Raw genomic sequence first — 16,862 nt, 5'->3', positions numbered from 1 at the left:
CTGTTTCTATGGCCCTCCGGACGAGTTCAGCCGGCGACTCGCATTGTCTGTCGTCCAGAACCAAAGTGCGGGGGCACCCAGCCATGCCCCACTCCTTTGGAACGGAGGTGTAGGGGAACGCGACCATGTAGGCGAAGCGACTGGTCAGCGGTGTACCGAGCTGCCGCCCCAGCCAGTTCTTCAGGGCGTGGTGAGAACTTTGAGACTGCACTACCGGGCTCTGAATCTTGTGGCTTCCGCCCCTGTCGGACTGTAACCATTGACCATTTTCCACGGAGATTCGGCCACCTTTGACTTCGATCGCCGCCATGCCCACCCCCGGCCAGAGGACCAAAATGTCGATCTCATGTTCTGCCCTGCCATCCCGCAGCTGAACGGAGTGGGCTAGCACAGCATCGTCCGGGAGGGTTCGATTGAGGGCTTCCCACACTGAACGTTCTGCACTCTGGCCCTCAGTGAAATGCGGTTCTTCGGGTATGAATCTCATTTACTCAGCCTTCCGTGGTGGGCTGGGCGGCTTCGGAAACGGGTAGTACTTCATAGATTTGGCCCAAAGCAGGAAGATGCATGAGCGTGCGGATCACGGGCATCCCGGCGGCCGCCAATGCATCACGGTAGGCTGCCATCTGGCCGAGGTATTTGTCTCGGATATGGCCCTCAGGGTCATTCCCGGGATAGGTCTTGTGATCGATGAGGACGCATCCCTCAGGTCCCTCGAGCAGAAGGTCTATCCACCCTTGCATCACTCTGTTCTCAGTCCGCCATCCAATGGCCGCCTCGCGATGGTATGTCCATCCCGGGTACTCCGTTTGCAGATACGTTTCGAGTCGCGCACCGGAGTCGATCAGCAGTTCCGGAGCTACTACATGACCTACTTTCCATCGCTCGATGATTGTCTCTGCAAGCTGAAGCTGGTCGGCGGAAGTAAGCGTTGAGTATTGCGTCCCCAAGTACGCGTGAACGGCGCTTCCCACTGCACCCCACTCTTCAGAACCGCGTGCAGCCAGTCTGGGACCGAGCTCTGTAGCCAGCAGGACTTTCACGTCATAGTCGGAGGATGATTCGGAGCTCGCGGTGAGTCGAGCCGGAGGGTAGACGGGCAGTGGCTGCAAGCTAGCTGGGTCTCTGAACTGGGCAACGTTAACTGTCTGGTCGGTCCTGGTTTCTTGCACGTCAAACGAGGTAACCCGGGCGGGCAGGGGAGAACTTCCCGCAATGTTCAGCAATCCATCTTCAACCTCTCCTGACCAGGATACGAGCGAGGGGACACCCAACAAGTTGAGGAGCTGTGGCTGATTCGACTTCGCAGTCAGGATGGTGGTTTCTTTGGCACGAGTCATCCCCACGTACATGAGCCGGCTCGTGTTGTTGCGCTCCCGAAGCTCCGCGTCAACGGCGACCTGGCTTGTCTGGCCGGCCGCGTCGAGCGGCGAAGCCTTATAGGGGAACGGACTTGGCCAGAACCTTATCCATCGGTCCTTGAGCGGCTGTTCCAGATCCAGCTCTCCGTCCTGTTCAACGGCAGTGCCGAAAGCGGCGAAGCGGACGTCCTTATCCAGGGCTTCCATAACGACCACGGGCCATTCCAAACCTTTGGCCTTGTGATAAGTCATTACATTGACGACGTCGGGGCCCGCGTTTTCCGCTGATTGGTGATTAGCGGAAGCGAAAAATGTCAGGAAGCCGCGCAGTGTTCCGGGCGCCCGGAGCGCCCTGCAGTGCTCATAGTAATCTTCGATTGTGCCTCTCATGGCGTCGAGATTCCGGAGACGGGTTTCGGGAGACGTCCAAGACTTTATGTGATTTGTCAGCCCGACGGCGCCGATGACGGCCTCAAAAATCTCAAGTGGCGTTGCTGTGCCAGCGAGGTCACGGACCCGGGTCAAAGCACGTACCTGAGGCTGCTGGGCCCAGCTGGTGTGGACGGTTTCGGGCTCGACGGCGGATAACAGCTCCCGCTGCCAAGTTCCATTGGAGGGATGGCCAGGATGCAACGCCACCAACTCGGTGAGGGCAATGGTGTCTCGATCATCAGCAACATATGCCATGGCTGCGCGAGCAAGCTGAACTTCCCGGGCTTCATTAAGCTTGCGCGGATTTCGTGTTGCCCGAATACCCAAACCGTCCAGTGCAGCGGAGATGGCGTCAACGTCCTTGTTTGAGCGCGTCAGAACGGCGATGTCGCCGGGCTTCACGTTCCTACGACGGTTAAGGAGGTCGGCTACCCCGGCAGCTGTGGCCAGAAGCCGGTCGTCGTCGTTCTTCTGTGGACGGGCCCACGCTTCCAAGCTTCCCTTTGGCCAGTCCTTGTGTGCGTCAGGCATATCGAGCCGAACTGACGCAGCGGGCATCCCTAATGTTCCGAAAACAGGCTCAAAGACAGCGTTGGACAATGCGATGACAGACGAGCACGATCTCCAGGATTCTGAAAGCTGGCGCTTGTTCTCCACCTGATCCACAACGGTTTGCATGAGGGCAGGGTCTGTTCCACGGAACTCGTAGATCGCTTGCTTAGGATCGCCGACCCATACGGCTTCTTTGACCAAACCGCTCAGTTGCAGGAAAAGCTCAAGCTGGAGGGGACTCGTGTCCTGGAACTCGTCCACTACCAAGAAGCTGATCCTCCGAGAGAAGGAAGAGCGAAACGCATCGCTGGTGTGTGCCAAATCGAGGACGAGGGTCTCTTGATCGACGAAGTCCATCAAGCCATGGAGGCGCTTAAAATCAGCGTAGGTTTCCAGGCATTCTGCCGCGCAGGCAAATATCTTACGAATGTACTGTTCAATGTCCGAGTGAAATGCCGGATTGGACAATAGTCCTTCGTGTATCCGCGTCCGGAGATCCAGGAAGATTTGAGCTATTGGCGCAGCGGGTTTCGATGCTACGAAACCCCGCCATATCTCCCATGGGGTCTCGTCCGGCGTCGTTGCGGAGTCAATTTTCTGGATGACCTTCGGATACTGTTCGACGAACACTCCAGTAGCGATCTTTGCTTGTCTGCCGGCGGCGTCGAGTCCTGTCTTGGCCAGTTCCTCCAGCTCTGCTCGCCCTGCGCGCATATCGCTCAGCCAAACGGGACGTTCATCCTCGGCGGGATCGTCGAGCAGCTCGCGGATGCCTGCCCACGATCTGTCTGCACAGGCTGCCAAGTCACTTGAGCGGAGCAGGTTGGTTCTGGCCGCATCGACAATTGACCGGACGGTATCCTGCCAAGTTTGCGAGTCATAGGGCGAGTCTTCGTCGGTTCCCATACGGCGGGCAATCGGTAGAATCCCCGTCGCATGGTCGGCCAAGACGGAATCGACGGCAAGGTGGAAGATACTCCTGAGTTGTTCTTCGGGGATGACCTCAAGTGCAGGAGATAGACCAGCGTCTATTGCGTACTCCTGCAGCAGTTGACCACAGACACTGTTAACAGTGCCAATAAGACTCGCTGGAAGTTGTTGAGCAGCAAGCTGTAGTGAACGGGCATGTGAACCGTCGGCAGCCCCGGCATGTTCCAATAGCCGAGCGCTGATTCGTTCCTGGAGCTCAGCAGCGGCTTTCTTAGTGAAAGTTGTGGCCATGATCTGGGTTGCCGTCAGTCCGGACTGGATGCGATCCGTGATCTCTGAGGTCAGGTGGTACGTCTTGCCTGTGCCGGCGCTTGCCGAAACCATCGTCACATTGTCGAGGTTGGTCATGAAAAGTCACCTTTCAACCCGCACAGCACTCCCAATTCACAGAAACGGCAGGGTGGCTTGATGTAGTGGAGGCCTCTGTCCCGCCATTCGCTTTCGCGGCCCGGTTCAGTCTCGGCCCGATTGTCCTCGACCACTTGGGTGGCGGTGACACGGCCGTTAACTACTTCGTCGATGCTGAATGTGATCGCCTTTTTCGCGCTGTCCCAGAGGTCGGTTGGCTTCACCGCACTCTGAAGTGGCTGGCCGAAATGCGAGTCAGCAGAGATAAAAGATCCCTGCTTGAGCATGTAGTAGGCAGTGGGATCGTCAGTAGTGTCCGCACCCTGGTGCAGTGCCCATTGATACAGGGCAAGCTGTAGCGCGGTGCCGCCAGCAACTTCCTCCCGACGATACTTAGCATGGTTGGTCCACTTCAGGTCGATGACAACCCGTCGCCCATCGCCGTCAACCCCGACGGCGTCGGCGCTTCCACGAACTGTTACTAGGTAATTGTCCTGTGAACCGACAAGTTCAAGATTCTTCTCAAATTCCTGTTCAACCTCCTGAAGGGTGACTCCGCCCTTAGAAAGTTGGCTGAAGAAGGCGTGAACCGAGTCAATCAGGATACCGACGATCGCGTCCCGACGTCGCTGCTGGCCAGGTAGCAACAGTTCTGCCGCGTACTGGGGCAGGACTGCACGAATGCAGCGGTGGATTTCTTCCTTTTCGGGAATGGCCCTGTTTTCGGCACTGAGCTGGTGGTGGAGAGCCTCCACCACCTTGTGAGAAAAGATGCCGAGCAACGTGTTGTCAGCGGGAATCAGGGCAGCGTCGGTGGCGTGCACATTCGACTTCTTCTCCAGCACCCAAGCGAAAGAACAACCGAGCAGCTTTGAGAGCTGCGAGAAGGACAATTGCTTCGGCTTCAACGACGGGTTTGCGCCGACGTTGTAAATTGCAGCCGGGGGAGTGGGCGACAGCTGGGGAGCGGCTGCGAGCTTAGCCGAGCGGCCGGCAAAATCCCAGAGTCCATCAGCGGTTGTGAGTTGCTCCGGCACGGATCTCAGTTCACGCACACGGTCCGTCAGCGGCTTTGTCGCGTCTTCCGGATTTGTTGAGGGCTGCGCGGAAACAAGGGCTTCGAGCAACCCCTGTCCCTCCGTTCGTGCACCGTGTGCCTGCTCTACCTCGATAAGGATGAGGTTTTTACAGTGGACGGCAGACGCCAGGGTCTGTTGGGTGGCAAAAGCGGCTGCGTCCTCTGGAGCGGGCAAACTGATGCCGACCTTCTCCAGTGTTGCCACATCATGCGCTTCCCACCGTCTCCCGGGCATAAGGGTTGCATCTTTGAAACCCCACCACAGGACATCATCGACGTCGTCGGAAAGCTCGCTGAGGTGAGCCAGCCGCATCCATGGGCTCGCTTCCTGAGCGACAATGGAGCTCGATTGCGGTGTGATGACCGAACTGACGATTCGTCGCACGTCCCGCCTCGATACTTCCGGGACAGTAGATAGAAGGTCAATGACCTGCAGGAGCTGTTCCACTGTCGGCAGGAGAGCAGACTTTTTCTTTGCGAGGCGACGAAGCTGTGCCGTCAGCCAGGCCGCTTTTTCCACAAGGACGGACCCGGGTGCCGTGTCCCCGTCAATGAGGCTCGTATTGAACAACTGGTCGACGTCAGAGGCCCACGAAGGACCCAAATCCTGATGGTCTGCGATCTTATCCAAAGCCTCAAACCACGCCTCGCTGCCCGTGCCGGGAGCTTGCTTGAGTGCTTGAAGAAGATACCCCGAGGCCGGGCGCTCCACCGGAGTTCCAGGCAAAGAGAGAAACTCCGCCAGCAGCCGGACGTTGATTGGACCCCAGATCACCTCGAAAAACAGGGGGATGATTTGGTCATTGGCACGCCAACTGGAGCTTGCCCCGACACCCAAACGCGGAAGCCCTCTATCAGCCAGATAGTGGTCGAGGACAGACGTGTGGTCTGAGCACACAACTGCAGTTTTCGTATTGTCGCCGCAAGCCAACCAGCGAGCGACGTTTTCCGCGGCTTCCCACTCCGTTTCCGCCGTCAGAACGTGAAGCTGTGGTTGTGCGCCATTCACCGCTTTCTCACTGACCAGAATTCCCCGCCCCCTAAGAAGCATAAAGATGTCCTGCCAGATTTTCGGAAAGCTAAATTCAGCATGTTGAAGAATGACTTGATCGATCCCCAATGGCAGCGGTGAGAGCAGCGCAGCCGGCAAGCCCCGGATGTCATCGGCCAAAGCTGGAGAAACATCTCCGTTGGCGGTTTCGACCGCGGCCAATGTTTGCAGCAGAGGGGAGACCTTGGCTCCGGGCGTGGCGTCCACAGGCAGAACTCCGGACCACCCATTGCTCACGGCGTCGTCGCGGGCCTCCAGAAGTTCTGCAGCTGTGGACCACGGGTCAACTGCAAGTGAGCTGTGGAACCATTTGTCTTCGGAATCGATGGACAGCAGACGTTGCAAGTATTGCCCCACACGATCAGCGTGTGTGGTGTCCGGCCGTGTGAGTCCGAGCCTGGTCAAGAGAAGGTTGGTAAAACCCTTGCGTCCAACTCGAACCCGGTTCAGTCCCGGATTGCTGAATGCCCACGGCGCACGGTCCAGGAACCAGCCGAACTCGACGATCAATGTTGCCCCCATTTTGCTTGTTTGGTTGTTGTATCACGCTTTTGGATATCCGGCCCGGTTCGTCCACCTAGTGGGCTAATTGTCCTGAGACGCGTGTCAATCGGCATCCGAACGGATCGTCTGCCAGTGAATCTCGCCAGGTGTACGTATTCCGAAACCCTCTCGGAGCGCGACAAGAATTTCATGGCCAGCGTTCATCGGATCTCCGAGGTTGTTTAACAAGTTGGATGTTGTGCAGTTCGATGCTCGCCAACCGCGAGGTCCCAAACTTGGTTCGTCGGATATTTGCTCGCCTGCGAAGCCCCAGGCTGGCCTGATTTCACATAGCACGTCGCCCTTGACGATGCTGGCTTGAGCACGTAGAGGTGGGCCTTCCAAGGTCTCTTTCCCGGATTCGATCATCAGGGTCCAACCTTCGGACAGGTCAGCCAAAGCCTCATTGAGCTCTTCTCCAACGGACGCCCACTTCTGCTCCAAGCGGTTTTCAGCACGGAATTGATTCGAGAGACTGCGCACCTCATCGTCATCGGTGAAATACGCAGCTGAGATGACTTCTTCCCACGTATTGAAATGTCTCCTCATCTCGATGGGAGAAGGTCGCTCACGTCCCGCCGCTGCTTCGTTGATGACCCAGGTGTCGTAGGTGGAAACGTCTTTAGGAAAGAACGGCGACTCGTGATCCGAGCAGGCTTCCTTGAAGTCTTCAGCGGCTGCGTCGAAATCCGCGGCTTCAAACCTTGCTGCCGCCTCGTTCATGCTGAGGCCAACCGCGCGAAGAGTTTGTTCCCACGATCCTTTACCTACCCGGCGTCGAAGATTCCGGGCGGAATAGGGCCACATCGTGCTGAGTTCAGCAGGTGAGGCCAGTGCTTGCAGAGCGTCGCCGTAAGCCGTAATGGAAGGACCATTGACCTTGTCGGCTTGGACCTTAAGGGTAGTAGCTTCGACGATGGCCAGTATCTCAGCTACGCGGGCGCTGCTGAGGAATGAGCCCAGATTGTCCCGGATTTCTTGAATGTCGCCCGGAGCCATGTTGGCTAACGCGGCCTTGTAGTCGGGTTCAACCCGGAGATGCACGCCCGCTATGTACAGCAGGCTGAACCGGTCCAGAATAGCGATGGGCCTGGCTGGCGTTGTCCGCTCCGAGTTGTTCGCCAGCCAGCGCCGATTGCAGAGCAGTGCCACGGCGATTTCACTGTCGACGGGAGTGCCCAAAGCCTTAAGGACTTTAGGGATCTCGGAGTGGTGTATTCCAGCAGACAGAAGCTGCTGGATCGTATTTCGCTGTTCAGCCAAGAGATCGGCCGTCTTCTGACTGCGCGCCATGAGTGACCGTGAACGTTCCAGTTCTCCGCGTTCGGCGATTCTGGGGCCCAGCTTTCGGAGCAGTTCATACCCACTGGCACTGGTCTCTTCAGCTATCGCGGACAGTGGTCTACCTGCCCGATACGCTGCGGCCGCCTTGGCCTCGGGAGTAGGACCCATGCACCTTAAGGGGAGCCTCATGGCCTGCTCTGAGTACGCTCCGTCGACGTTCATCTCAGGTTTCAACTCGCGTTCCTCAGGGTTTGAACCGCACCATTTAGCGCATCATCCAGGGTTACTCCTCCGTCAGGTCCGGGGCCCGGGGGGAACTCTCCTGTGGACCAGCGAAACTCCGTAACGTCAACACACTTTCTGCCGTATCTCAAGGCTGAGACAATCTGATGCCCGGCATCGCGTGGTGAGACCTGGGATTTCCACCAGTTGGGAAAATCGGCGTCCGGTTCCGACCAGTCGTTACTTGCCAAGAATTCCCGGTCGATTGGCCAATCTGTGGCAGGCAAGAACTCCTCCGAAACGACCTCGCACCAGACTCCGTCCGCGCTAGGTGTTGCTTGTGCATAGGGGTTGGCGCCGTTGGTTCTCGTCCCTGCATACTCCACTCTTAGGAAGCTGTTCCAAGGCATTTGTGCGAGTAGGTCGCTGATGAGAACTCCCGCCCGGTGCCAATCGTGGTCGATAGGCTCCCCATCGCCGTCGGCGTCTATTGCGTGCTCATCACGGAGCGCTTGCAGCAAGAACTTTGATTGAAGCGGTGTGGCTGACATTTCGGTCAGCTCACTGCCAAATACTTGATCAATGAGCTCGTCCCAAGAAACACCAAAGTGCCGCATGATTTCGTTCGCGGATGGTCGCTCGATCAGCATTCCCGCTTGCGAAAAGCCCCAGAGGTCGTAAGATTCTTCGCTCATTGCGTAGCCGCACAGTTCGCACTCATCGAGAAACGAGTCGAGGGCATCTTGGTGTTCTTTCGTCCCGAATCGCCCCTCAGGTGTGCCCACGTTCAGTCGGATGGTGTCCAAAGCTCCCTGCCAACTGCCACCACCGTAGCGGCTGACGAGGCTGGCTATAGGTACTGGCCACGGGTCCTTCTCGTCGCGGGAAACTCTTCCCAGTCGCCGCGAGATCTGTTGGGCCATTTCGTCGTACTCGGAGTAAGTGAGGGTAGCAATCGACTTGGCGTGTATGGCCAAGGCAGTGGTTTCAGCGACCGCCAGAATCTCTGCCAAGCGAGTGTAAGTAACCTCGGGCTTCACGAGCTCCCGAAAGGCAGCGACGGCATCCAACGGCATCTTTGCAAGTGCAAGCTGGTAGTCGGGTTCAATGCCGTGATGCTTCCCGACGACGTAGAGCAGGCTCAACCTATCGCTCAGCAGTTTAGGAGCGGGCTCCGCGGGTGCTTCGTCAGGAATGCCAAGGAATTTCAGAATAGCTACGGCTACATCCACGTCAATGTCGTTCCCGAGCGCACCGATCACCTTCGGGGTGTCCAACAGTGGGATGCCGGCATCATCCAACCGGCTGACCATTTCCACGTTGTTCCAAAGAGCGCTCATAGATTTGACCGCTCGGCTGCCCACCGACCGGGCTCGCGCAAGTTCGTCGCTGGGCTTATCAGCAATAGCATCGAAAATGTCGCCGGCATCGACACTGTGCGCTGACGTTATTGTTTCCAGCGGATCTCCGCGACGGTATGCTTCCCGAATCACCGCGGCACGTGTTTCGCTGTCCTTGTCGTCCCCCATCATGATTTCTACTCCTGGACTGCCCGCACAGCGTCAAGCCACGTGCCGTAGATGTTCCTGACTGCGGCACCTGAGGGCCGGGAATTGCCGGCATGAATCTCTTGCTTGACCCATGCGTCGTAACCTGCGAATGTCGGCTTGACTCCGCTGGACAGGGCGAATCTGTTGAAATTGCGCACGGCGTCTTCGTAGTCGGCCTGGGTGAACTTCAGGAGCCCTTTCGGCCGTCCTTTCGCAGCTGTTCCGATCCCCATTGCTTCGAGGCCCTCGTTCCACCCGCCGAAACGCTTGGTCACGGTCTGACGAGTAGGGGGCCACGGAAATGCTCCTTGGCGAGAGACGAGGCCCAGCGCCGGCACGAGTTCGTCGCGAAGATGCTCATATCGCTGTCCGGTGATACTGGTTTCGGGATTCTCTTGGAGGTATTTTTGCGCAGCTCCGATAACTCCCAGAATGGTGGAGACATCCTCGACGTCGGCTTCGGCAGACTCCAAGGCGGCCCGGAGCTCGTTCATCAGAGACAGCTCGATATTGACAGCGGCCCATTGACGGTCCGGAGCAAGCCCAAGGTTGGACCCCAACAGGTACCAGACACCTGCCGCCACCGCTTCTTTAGAGAAGATGTCTTCCATCTGTGACTTGTCGAAAACGATCGACGACGTCCGCAGGGCATCCTCGGCAAGCTCAGCGTCCATCGCGGGAAATAGTGCCTTCAGTTTGTCGATCGCATCAGGCCTGGTAACTCCGCGCCGGGCCATTTGGCGAGCCAAGTCGCCGTACGCGGCCATGAAGGCCTTGCGGGCGGCCGTCGCTGCGGCTTCCTTTGAAGCAAGTCGGCTTTTGCGGGACTCTTCGGCGCTTGTGCCGCCTACTTTTGCGATGATCTGGCGGACGCGTTCGCGGGTGACGCCGAAGCTCTGGCCGATGGCATCAAGAGTCTCGCCGTCGGCATAGCGCTCCACCATTGCAGCGTCGCGTTCTTCCCGACTGAGTTCAGGAGTTGTGGTCATGGTCATATATCTATCAGGCGGTTCGGACATTATGAGGAAGGCCGCCGCGAGCCGAGGGTTTGTGACGGCCCGAGGCACAGCGGCCGGACCGTACGATGTCCAGGAACATAGGATTCGGTGAGGCGTTGGGCAGTACATTCAGGACGTCGTCCAGTGCTGTTTCAGCGTCAATCCCCAACGAAGCAGCACTGTACAAAGCGGCAACAGTCGGGGTTCTGGACTCAGCTCTCACGTAGTGGAGCAGCACCGTCTTCCCTTCAGAACGGAACTGCTCGACGGCGGCAGCCGCTTCAGCGAGGACAAACGCCGCGTCAGCATTGTCGGATGGATCCGGCGAATCGACGACCCAAAATGATGCATGATCTGACACCGCAACTGTGGGCAGGTCAGAACTACCGAGACGACACAGGGAAGCAACGGCGTCGATCCCCAGTGCTTCTATTCGCCCCAGGGAACCGGCGCCACCCAACCACACGCCGTCGTCGTGCGGGTGCTGTACCAGCACATCAGTGCGGGTCCACATGCTGTAGTCCTGATGCGCTGCGCCCGGCCAGGACTGTTCCCGTGTGCCTTCTCCGCGGGCGAGCTCCATTCCCAGTGTCATGAGGTCGCGGGTGCGTAGTCCGGGCCACCCATGCAAATGCCGTCGCCACTCGAAGGGCACCGAAGTGAAGCTGTAGGCCGCGCCCAGAAGTCCACCGGCGATTGCCGCGACAGTATCGGTATCGCCGCCGCCCCGGACGGCCTCTTCCAGCGCCTGGCGGAGGTGTTTCGGCCCAAGGTTGGCAGATACTGTGGAGTGAATGGCGCTCCAAGCACCTTGGTACGCTTCCACTACCCACCCGTTCCGGTGAAAGTCCCGTGCACGTGACTGTTCGGCGGACTCGATGCGCGATAGCCAAACTGCCCTGCGGTCAGGGGGCAGCAGTGCCAGCCCCGCCCGCACATTCAGGTTTCCTGTCAGGACCGCCTCCCTGATGGCAACACACCAGAGACCGCACGCCTCCAAGGCGTCGGGATCCACGTGAGTCAGCGCGCTCACCCTGGCTGCCGCCGCCATCAGCTCACCAGGCTCGCGATCGAGATAGGCGAGGGCAAGGGGAGCAGTGCGCATGAGTGAACCATTTCCGGCGCTGCGTCCGGTGCGTCCGTGGAACGCATGTGCGGCAGTTCTGAAGTCCGAGGCGTTCACCGGCCTCCCAGCGGAAGTTGCTGCATTGGCTGCGGCGATGACCGCGTTGGTCTGCGCGCCAACATCCTTGGACCCAGCCGCCCAGACACTCCTCTCGCGCACAACTTTGGTCAGTGACGCATCAGAGGCAAGTTCCGGTCCAGAGGAGACAAGCGCTTTTGCCAAGGGAATGGCCATGGACGTGTCATCGGTCCATTCGGCGGGATCGAAGCCGAAGGGTCCGTCGCCTTTCATCAATACCGGCGTTTCGTCTGGCAGCGGCGGGCCGAACTCGTAAGCGGCGCCGAGGGCGTCTCCGGCCGCGAGTGCCACGAGGACGCCTGCCGCACGATCGTTTTGCAGGGGACTAAGTTTCATGCGATCTCCATCAGGGGGTGTTTGGTGTTCCAAACGGTCAGGTGCGCCAGCTCTGGACGGCGGTTTGGAAGTTCGACGGCGATGCCGGCACCGTCCAGTCCGGCCCGGAGAGAGCTGACTGGACGGCTACGGAGGGGTCCGTGGTTTCGAACTCCGGCGAGTGGGCCGCCGTCGAACGCTCCGAAATCCAGCCCCTGGGCAGCCGCAGCGAAGTCCCGGGCCCGTTGCCCTGACATCCGGCTAGATGCAGTGACCTTGGCCGGAAGCAGCTCGAGGTCCAGCAGGGCCGCGCGAATGAGCTGGTGGTAGTGGCGTCGGAACATCGTGTGGGTGCCGAAAATCCAACACCAGCGGCTGCGTACCAATCCCGAACAGGACTCCGCGCTGGCCGTCGATTGGGGGTGGAGCGTCTTTAGGGTCGAAACTTGGGGCCAGTGTCTGGCGGTCAAGGTGGTCGACGAGTGAGCTGGTGGCTGAAACGCCACGCGCGGCGTCCAAACGGCGCACTCTTTCCCAGATGCGGCTTTGACGGTTGCTTGAGTCCGAGGCCCCGGCGCGGGATGCCAGCTCTGCCCGGACGTTGAGGGGAGCGCGGCGACTCTGTCGCCGATGACTGCTCATGCCGGCTTCCCAGCGCCCTTCCTCAACACAGTAGGTCCCGATGGTTCGGGTCTCGCCTGCACCAAGGATGACGTCGCGGGCGCAGGTTCTGTGTTGCTTCCCGCCTTCTAGGAGTTCGCCTTCGAGGAGGAGTGCGGGACGGGGACCGCTGTTGCTGACAATCAGCTTGCCTACCTGGGCGCCGTCAGGCAGTTCGTTGACGGCGACGTTGGCGTGTGCACCGGTGCTGATGGCCAAGTCACCATGGCCTGAGGTCCAGATCGGGAAGATGCTGAGTGGGCCCACAGCGGTGCCAACGCCCAGATGCAGTTGTGGGACTTGCATTCGTGCCTCCTGATTCGAATTAGCTCATTTTTGCGCTAATTGACTTCAGTATGCAGCGATTGCTTCTTTTGCGCAAGCCTGCGATAAATGATGATGTGAACGCTTCCCGAAATCCCAGGTCACGCACACTGCTGGACTATCCGAGACCCTCAGTTGCAGTAGATGCGGCGGTCCTTACCGTGTCGGAAGGCGCGCTGAGTGTGCTATTGGTTCAGCGTGCAAGCGGTGATAGAGCGGGGGAGTGGGCGCTCCCTGGGACCTTCCTCAGAGAGCGTGAGCTTCTTTCCGATGCGGTGCTCCGCTGTCTTCGCGAGAAAGCCGGGATCACTGGCCGCGTGCCTCAACAGCTTCACGTCTTCGATGATCCGGATCGTGACGACCGCGGCTGGGTCCTCTCAGTTGCACATGTCGACATGGTGCCGCTTGCTGCGCTTGAGTCCGCGTTGGCGTCCGACGGTGTCAGGCTGGTTTCAGTAATGGCGGACCCGGAGGTTGTGGCACGGTTGCCGTACGGCCACGCTGACATTGTGGCCAACGCTGTGGGGAGGATGCGCGTAGCGTACGCTGAGGCGCCGGATCCGGGGGCACTTCTTGAGGAGCCGTTCACGCTCAAGGACCTGCGAGATCTTCACGAAGCAGTAGCCGGCGAAACGCTGATGCGCGACACCTTCCGGCGGTTCATGGAGCCGAAGCTGGTGGGAACGGGAAAGATGTCGGATGGAACGCGGGGGAGGCCTTCGCGGTTGTGGGTGCGGATGAAAGGACAATAATCTCTGTCTGCGCCGCCCCCCCGGATGTAGAGCATCGAGAAAATTCTTGAAGGACACGTGGATCAATGCCATCTGGGAAATATGCGCCACCGCGCGAAGAAGCGCATTGCCTAGAGAATGGGAGGTGACCTCAGTCGCCAAGGCGGGTCACCATATGTTTTGATAACTGCTCCAGCGGCTAGGTAACACATTCCGACCCCTGATGCTCGTGCGTGAGGCTGCCTCGGCTACCAAGCCCGGCGGCAAGGGCGGGGTTTGATACCGAACCAGAAATCTCATAGGCCCGGGCTTCAGCATGGGTCAAAAGGTGAGATTGCAGTTTGCGGCAACTTCATCCTGTTACTGCGGACGGCCTGCTGACCTCAATGAGTGTTCTGTCTATTGAAGCGCAAGATTTGCCCTGTGGTCATCGTGACTCGTGGCAGGTACGACTGACGTTGGGTTCCGCCGACCGATCTGCTACTCGTGAGGCGGCCAGAGCTGTTCGTAGCTTTCCTGGGGGTCGAATCCGAGACTAGACAGCGCATCGTCGATGACGCCCCAGACTTCCGCTGTGGCTGAAGTCCGCCTGTGCCTTGCAAGATACAGAAGCTGAGCGCGCAGTTCCACTTCGTGCCGGCTCAATCCTTCCGTGTATGCAGGGGCAAGAAGGTAAGAGTGGTCATCCGACGCGTAAGCCGCGGTGGTGTCTAGGAAAATCTCCATGTCCCGTCCAGCCGCCTGAATTGCGTACTCCCGCTCTTTGTCCGTCATACCATAGGGGGCTTTCCCTGCCATTGGGAGAATTTCAAGCCTGCCAGACCAAACTAGGCGCTGGTGCGGCTCGTGAAACAGGGACAGTACGGTTCCCATCTGCTGACCGGCTGGTTTCTGCCCGGGCAATGCCCGGCGTACGTCGTGCACGATCTCGTGAAAATGGTCATCGGCAAGTCCAAAACCAACGAATAGTAGGTGGTGTGTCATCAAGTGGGCTTTGACCAGCGCAGATAATGCGGCGCGAGTTGAATGAAACCCAAGGTAATCGTCTCTAGTAAGCACGATGGTTTCCGGTCTACTCACGGAACCGTGTAGTTTCAATAGCCACGCGCCACCGACGGTCGGGGCATCTTCCGGGAGCACCGTGCGCGGACGTCGGGCATCCGAGCATGCCATCTCAAACAGGCGATCATAATTGAGCGTGATTGCCCCAGCAGACGGCATGGTTGCCAAAAGAGCGGGCGCCAGACCGTACCGGGGCAGATCAACGGCTTCGACAACGGCCTTCTCGAATAGTTGTCGGGAACCGTACTGATCTACGTACAACTGCTCTAGTACGCTGGCGTGGTCCAGGGGACCAAGCCGATTAAAGTCGACGTCCGAAACATCCTCAAGTTCAATGCCGTTTTGCAGGCGCTCCAAGAGTTGGCCCCACGTGGGCGCGCCGGCGCTGACACTGACACCGGCCCCTAGAAAGGGCACCAGATGGCCCGCCTTGGCTTTTCTGCCGAGCTCAACAGCCTTGTCGTGCAGCTCCGGGGGCAAGGCCCGCCTGTGTCGTTGATCCATCCAGTCTTCACGACGCAACTTTTGAGCCAACGAGAACGCTGCACGATCTCGAAGCACCAGTACTATGTCGACAGAATGTTGCATGCTTAGGTCCGAGATGACTGTGAGAATGTCCCGCAACGCTGCCCCGAGATGCCTACCAGCACCGCCGCCGGCCGTTCCGAAAAACGGCATAGCCAGCAGCGGATATCGTCTACGGGTGGGGAACTCGGGAAGAGCCGCCAAGGCTGCCACTACGAATGCTTCCAAGCGCTCTGCCACAACGCCTGGGCCCCATAAGTTGTCGTTCGGAACTGCTGTCAGGACTGGCTTGGGAACGGATGCATGCCAGTTCTCAATGGCCTGGGCGAATAGTTGTCCGGTTCGAAACTCTTCACCACACGATGCCTCGGCGAGTTGTACAAGGTCTTTGTAAACATCTTGCCAATGAGGTCGAATGCTCACGGAAGAGTCTGTGGGGAGGAGCCATGCGTCGCATTCAAGGTTCAGGATGTCAGCCATTGTGACGAAGACATGGGGCTTGGTCATGAAGTGACGTTAGCGCAGATGTTTCGCGGAGTGTCTCTACTCCCCAGCGGCTGTATCCTGAACTACTTGCTTGGAACTGTCGGCTGCGGAGAGCCGAGGGAAGGCGAGGTGAATGGCGTCCAGCAAGTCCCGGGCGGCAGATTCGGTGAACTGAATTTGTTGGCTTGCCTTGCCAGGCATGGCTCGACCGGCGGAACCATACGTGGCGATATGCAGAAGAGCTTCCCCCTCCTCACCGATCACTGTCTGGAAAGTGCACGACGAATCCGTTCTGTGCGGTTGAACGTCGCTGGCCCCTTTGGTGACCTTCTGAATTCGTACCATGGCTTGACCTTAGCGTGTGATTGGTCGCTTTTGATGCCGCATGACGGCACGTCCGGCGTGGAGGTCTCATGAGTGTCGGTCACCCGTAGTAGATTTAGCAAGCTGGCTGTTGTGCCATCATGTGTGGCGACCCTAAGGGTCGTTGTCAGTACTCTGGAGGTTACACAGTTGGGAACCATACCCATCGTCGATATATTCGCAGGACCAGGTGGTCTCGGCGAAGGTTTTGGGGCTTTGCGCCGCGAAGGCTTCAATGTTTTTGAGTCCGTCGCCGCTATTGAGATGGAGACTTCGGCGCACGCCACGCTAACGCTTCGTCACGCGTTCCGGGATCTAAAGAGCCAGGGCCGTGTGCCCGATGTCTACTATCGATTCGCGCGTGGCGAGGTTGAATACGGTGCTTTGAGAGACGATCCCGGCATGCTGGCCGCACTCGACCGAGCATCTCAACGTGTGCATAAGCTTGAGCTTGGTGAGGAAACTAGAAACGAATCCGATGCACTAATACGCGAGGCGCTCGACGGGAAGACCAATTGGGTTCTTGTGGGTGGGCCTCCGTGCCAAGCGTACTCCTTGGTGGGTCGCTCGCGGCGGGCAAATGACGAAGCGTTCGAGGAAGACAAGAAGCACTTCCTTTACAAGGAGTACCTCCACATAATCAAAACATTTCTGCCCTCCGTGTTTGTCATGGAGAACGTGAAGGGCCTTCTTTCGTCCACCCACGGTGGGCAGCCGATGTTCGTGCGCATCCTTGAAGACCTCCGCAATGCTGGAGGAGACGCTGAGTATGAAATCTATTCG

12 protein-coding genes are annotated in these 16,862 nt (G+C 58.6%); 3 read left to right on the top strand and 9 right to left on the bottom strand.

Translation table 11 applies throughout. The annotated features are described in order from the left end of the window. The 7 genes from HP499_RS09355 to HP499_RS09325 form a co-directional block, all read right to left on the bottom strand. On the bottom strand, positions 1 to 487 hold a 487-nt coding region (locus tag HP499_RS09355; RefSeq protein ID WP_172323815.1), incomplete at its 3' end, for a nuclease-related domain-containing protein. A gap of 4 nt (positions 488 to 491) precedes the next feature. Beyond that, positions 492 to 3,683, bottom strand: coding sequence for an exodeoxyribonuclease V subunit beta (locus HP499_RS09350; RefSeq protein WP_172323814.1), 3,192 nt, complete (start codon positions 3,681 to 3,683; stop codon positions 492 to 494). Next, positions 3,680 to 6,019 carry a PD-(D/E)XK nuclease family protein gene (locus tag HP499_RS25480; RefSeq protein WP_216659879.1) on the bottom strand — a complete coding sequence of 780 codons (2,340 nt, stop codon included), beginning with the start codon at positions 6,017 to 6,019 and terminating at the stop codon, positions 3,680 to 3,682. The genes HP499_RS09350 and HP499_RS25480 overlap by 4 nt, the downstream gene beginning before the upstream one ends. A 399-nt stretch (positions 6,020 to 6,418) precedes the next feature. Next, a complete protein-coding gene (locus HP499_RS09340) occupies positions 6,419 to 7,648 on the bottom strand; it encodes a hypothetical protein (protein WP_172323812.1) in 1,230 nt (409 codons plus the stop codon). 221 nt (positions 7,649 to 7,869) lie between these two features. Then, positions 7,870 to 9,393 carry a hypothetical protein gene (locus tag HP499_RS09335; protein WP_172323811.1) on the bottom strand — a complete coding sequence of 508 codons (1,524 nt, stop codon included), beginning with the start codon at positions 9,391 to 9,393 and terminating at the stop codon, positions 7,870 to 7,872. A gap of 5 nt (positions 9,394 to 9,398) precedes the next feature. Further along, entirely contained in the window at positions 9,399 to 10,400 is a 1,002-nt protein-coding gene (locus HP499_RS09330; protein WP_172323810.1) for a sigma factor-like helix-turn-helix DNA-binding protein, read from the bottom strand. A 13-nt stretch (positions 10,401 to 10,413) separates the two neighbouring features. Then, complete coding sequence (locus HP499_RS09325; protein WP_172323809.1) at positions 10,414 to 11,949, bottom strand: ADP-ribosylglycohydrolase family protein; 1,536 nt, start codon at positions 11,947 to 11,949, stop codon at positions 10,414 to 10,416. Between the two features lie 41 nt (positions 11,950 to 11,990). On the opposite strand from HP499_RS09325, the gene HP499_RS09320 reads away from it, so the two are divergent. Then, complete coding sequence (locus tag HP499_RS09320; RefSeq protein WP_172323808.1) at positions 11,991 to 12,182, top strand: hypothetical protein; 192 nt, start codon at positions 11,991 to 11,993, stop codon at positions 12,180 to 12,182. 7 nt (positions 12,183 to 12,189) lie between these two features. Here HP499_RS09320 and HP499_RS09315 read toward each other — a convergent pair whose 3' ends face one another. After that, entirely contained in the window at positions 12,190 to 12,894 is a 705-nt protein-coding gene (locus HP499_RS09315) for an ARPP-1 family domain-containing protein (RefSeq protein ID WP_172323807.1), read from the bottom strand. Positions 12,895 to 12,944: 50 nt separating this feature from the next. Here HP499_RS09315 and HP499_RS09310 point away from each other — a divergent pair, with 50 nt between their 5' ends. Further along, complete coding sequence (locus HP499_RS09310; protein ID WP_172323806.1) at positions 12,945 to 13,664, top strand: NUDIX domain-containing protein; 720 nt, start codon at positions 12,945 to 12,947, stop codon at positions 13,662 to 13,664. 459 nt (positions 13,665 to 14,123) lie between these two features. Here the strand turns inward: HP499_RS09310 and HP499_RS09305 are convergent, their stop codons facing one another. Continuing rightward, on the bottom strand, positions 14,124 to 15,737 hold the full coding sequence (locus tag HP499_RS09305) for an SIR2 family protein (RefSeq protein WP_172323805.1): 1,614 nt from the start codon (positions 15,735 to 15,737) through the stop codon (positions 14,124 to 14,126). A 492-nt stretch (positions 15,738 to 16,229) separates the two neighbouring features. On the opposite strand from HP499_RS09305, the gene HP499_RS09300 reads away from it, so the two are divergent. Beyond that, on the top strand, positions 16,230 to 16,862 hold a 633-nt coding region (locus HP499_RS09300), incomplete at its 3' end, for a DNA cytosine methyltransferase (RefSeq protein WP_172323804.1).

Origin of the sequence: Paenarthrobacter sp. CM16 (genome assembly GCF_013179505.1) — a bacterium.
Taxonomy (GTDB): domain Bacteria; phylum Actinomycetota; class Actinomycetes; order Actinomycetales; family Micrococcaceae; genus Arthrobacter.
The sequence above is the reverse complement of the archived record's forward strand: the minus strand, read 5'-3'. Positions and strand labels throughout refer to the sequence as shown.

Excerpts from the sequence above, each read along its gene's own strand:
- HP499_RS09350 (WP_172323814.1), bottom strand. The coding sequence starts at position 3,683 with ATGACCAACCTCGACAATGTGACGATGGTTTCGGCAAGCGCCGGCACA.
- HP499_RS09340 (WP_172323812.1), bottom strand. The coding sequence starts at position 7,648 with ATGGCGCGCAGTCAGAAGACGGCCGATCTCTTGGCTGAACAGCGAAAT.
- HP499_RS09335 (WP_172323811.1), bottom strand. The coding sequence starts at position 9,393 with ATGATGGGGGACGACAAGGACAGCGAAACACGTGCCGCGGTGATTCGG.
- HP499_RS09330 (WP_172323810.1), bottom strand. The coding sequence starts at position 10,400 with ATGACCACAACTCCTGAACTCAGTCGGGAAGAACGCGACGCTGCAATG.
- HP499_RS09325 (WP_172323809.1), bottom strand. The coding sequence starts at position 11,949 with ATGAAACTTAGTCCCCTGCAAAACGATCGTGCGGCAGGCGTCCTCGTG.
- HP499_RS09315 (WP_172323807.1), bottom strand. The coding sequence starts at position 12,894 with ATGCAAGTCCCACAACTGCATCTGGGCGTTGGCACCGCTGTGGGCCCA.
- HP499_RS09310 (WP_172323806.1), top strand. The coding sequence starts at position 12,945 with ATGCAGCGATTGCTTCTTTTGCGCAAGCCTGCGATAAATGATGATGTG.
- HP499_RS09305 (WP_172323805.1), bottom strand. The coding sequence starts at position 15,737 with ATGACCAAGCCCCATGTCTTCGTCACAATGGCTGACATCCTGAACCTT.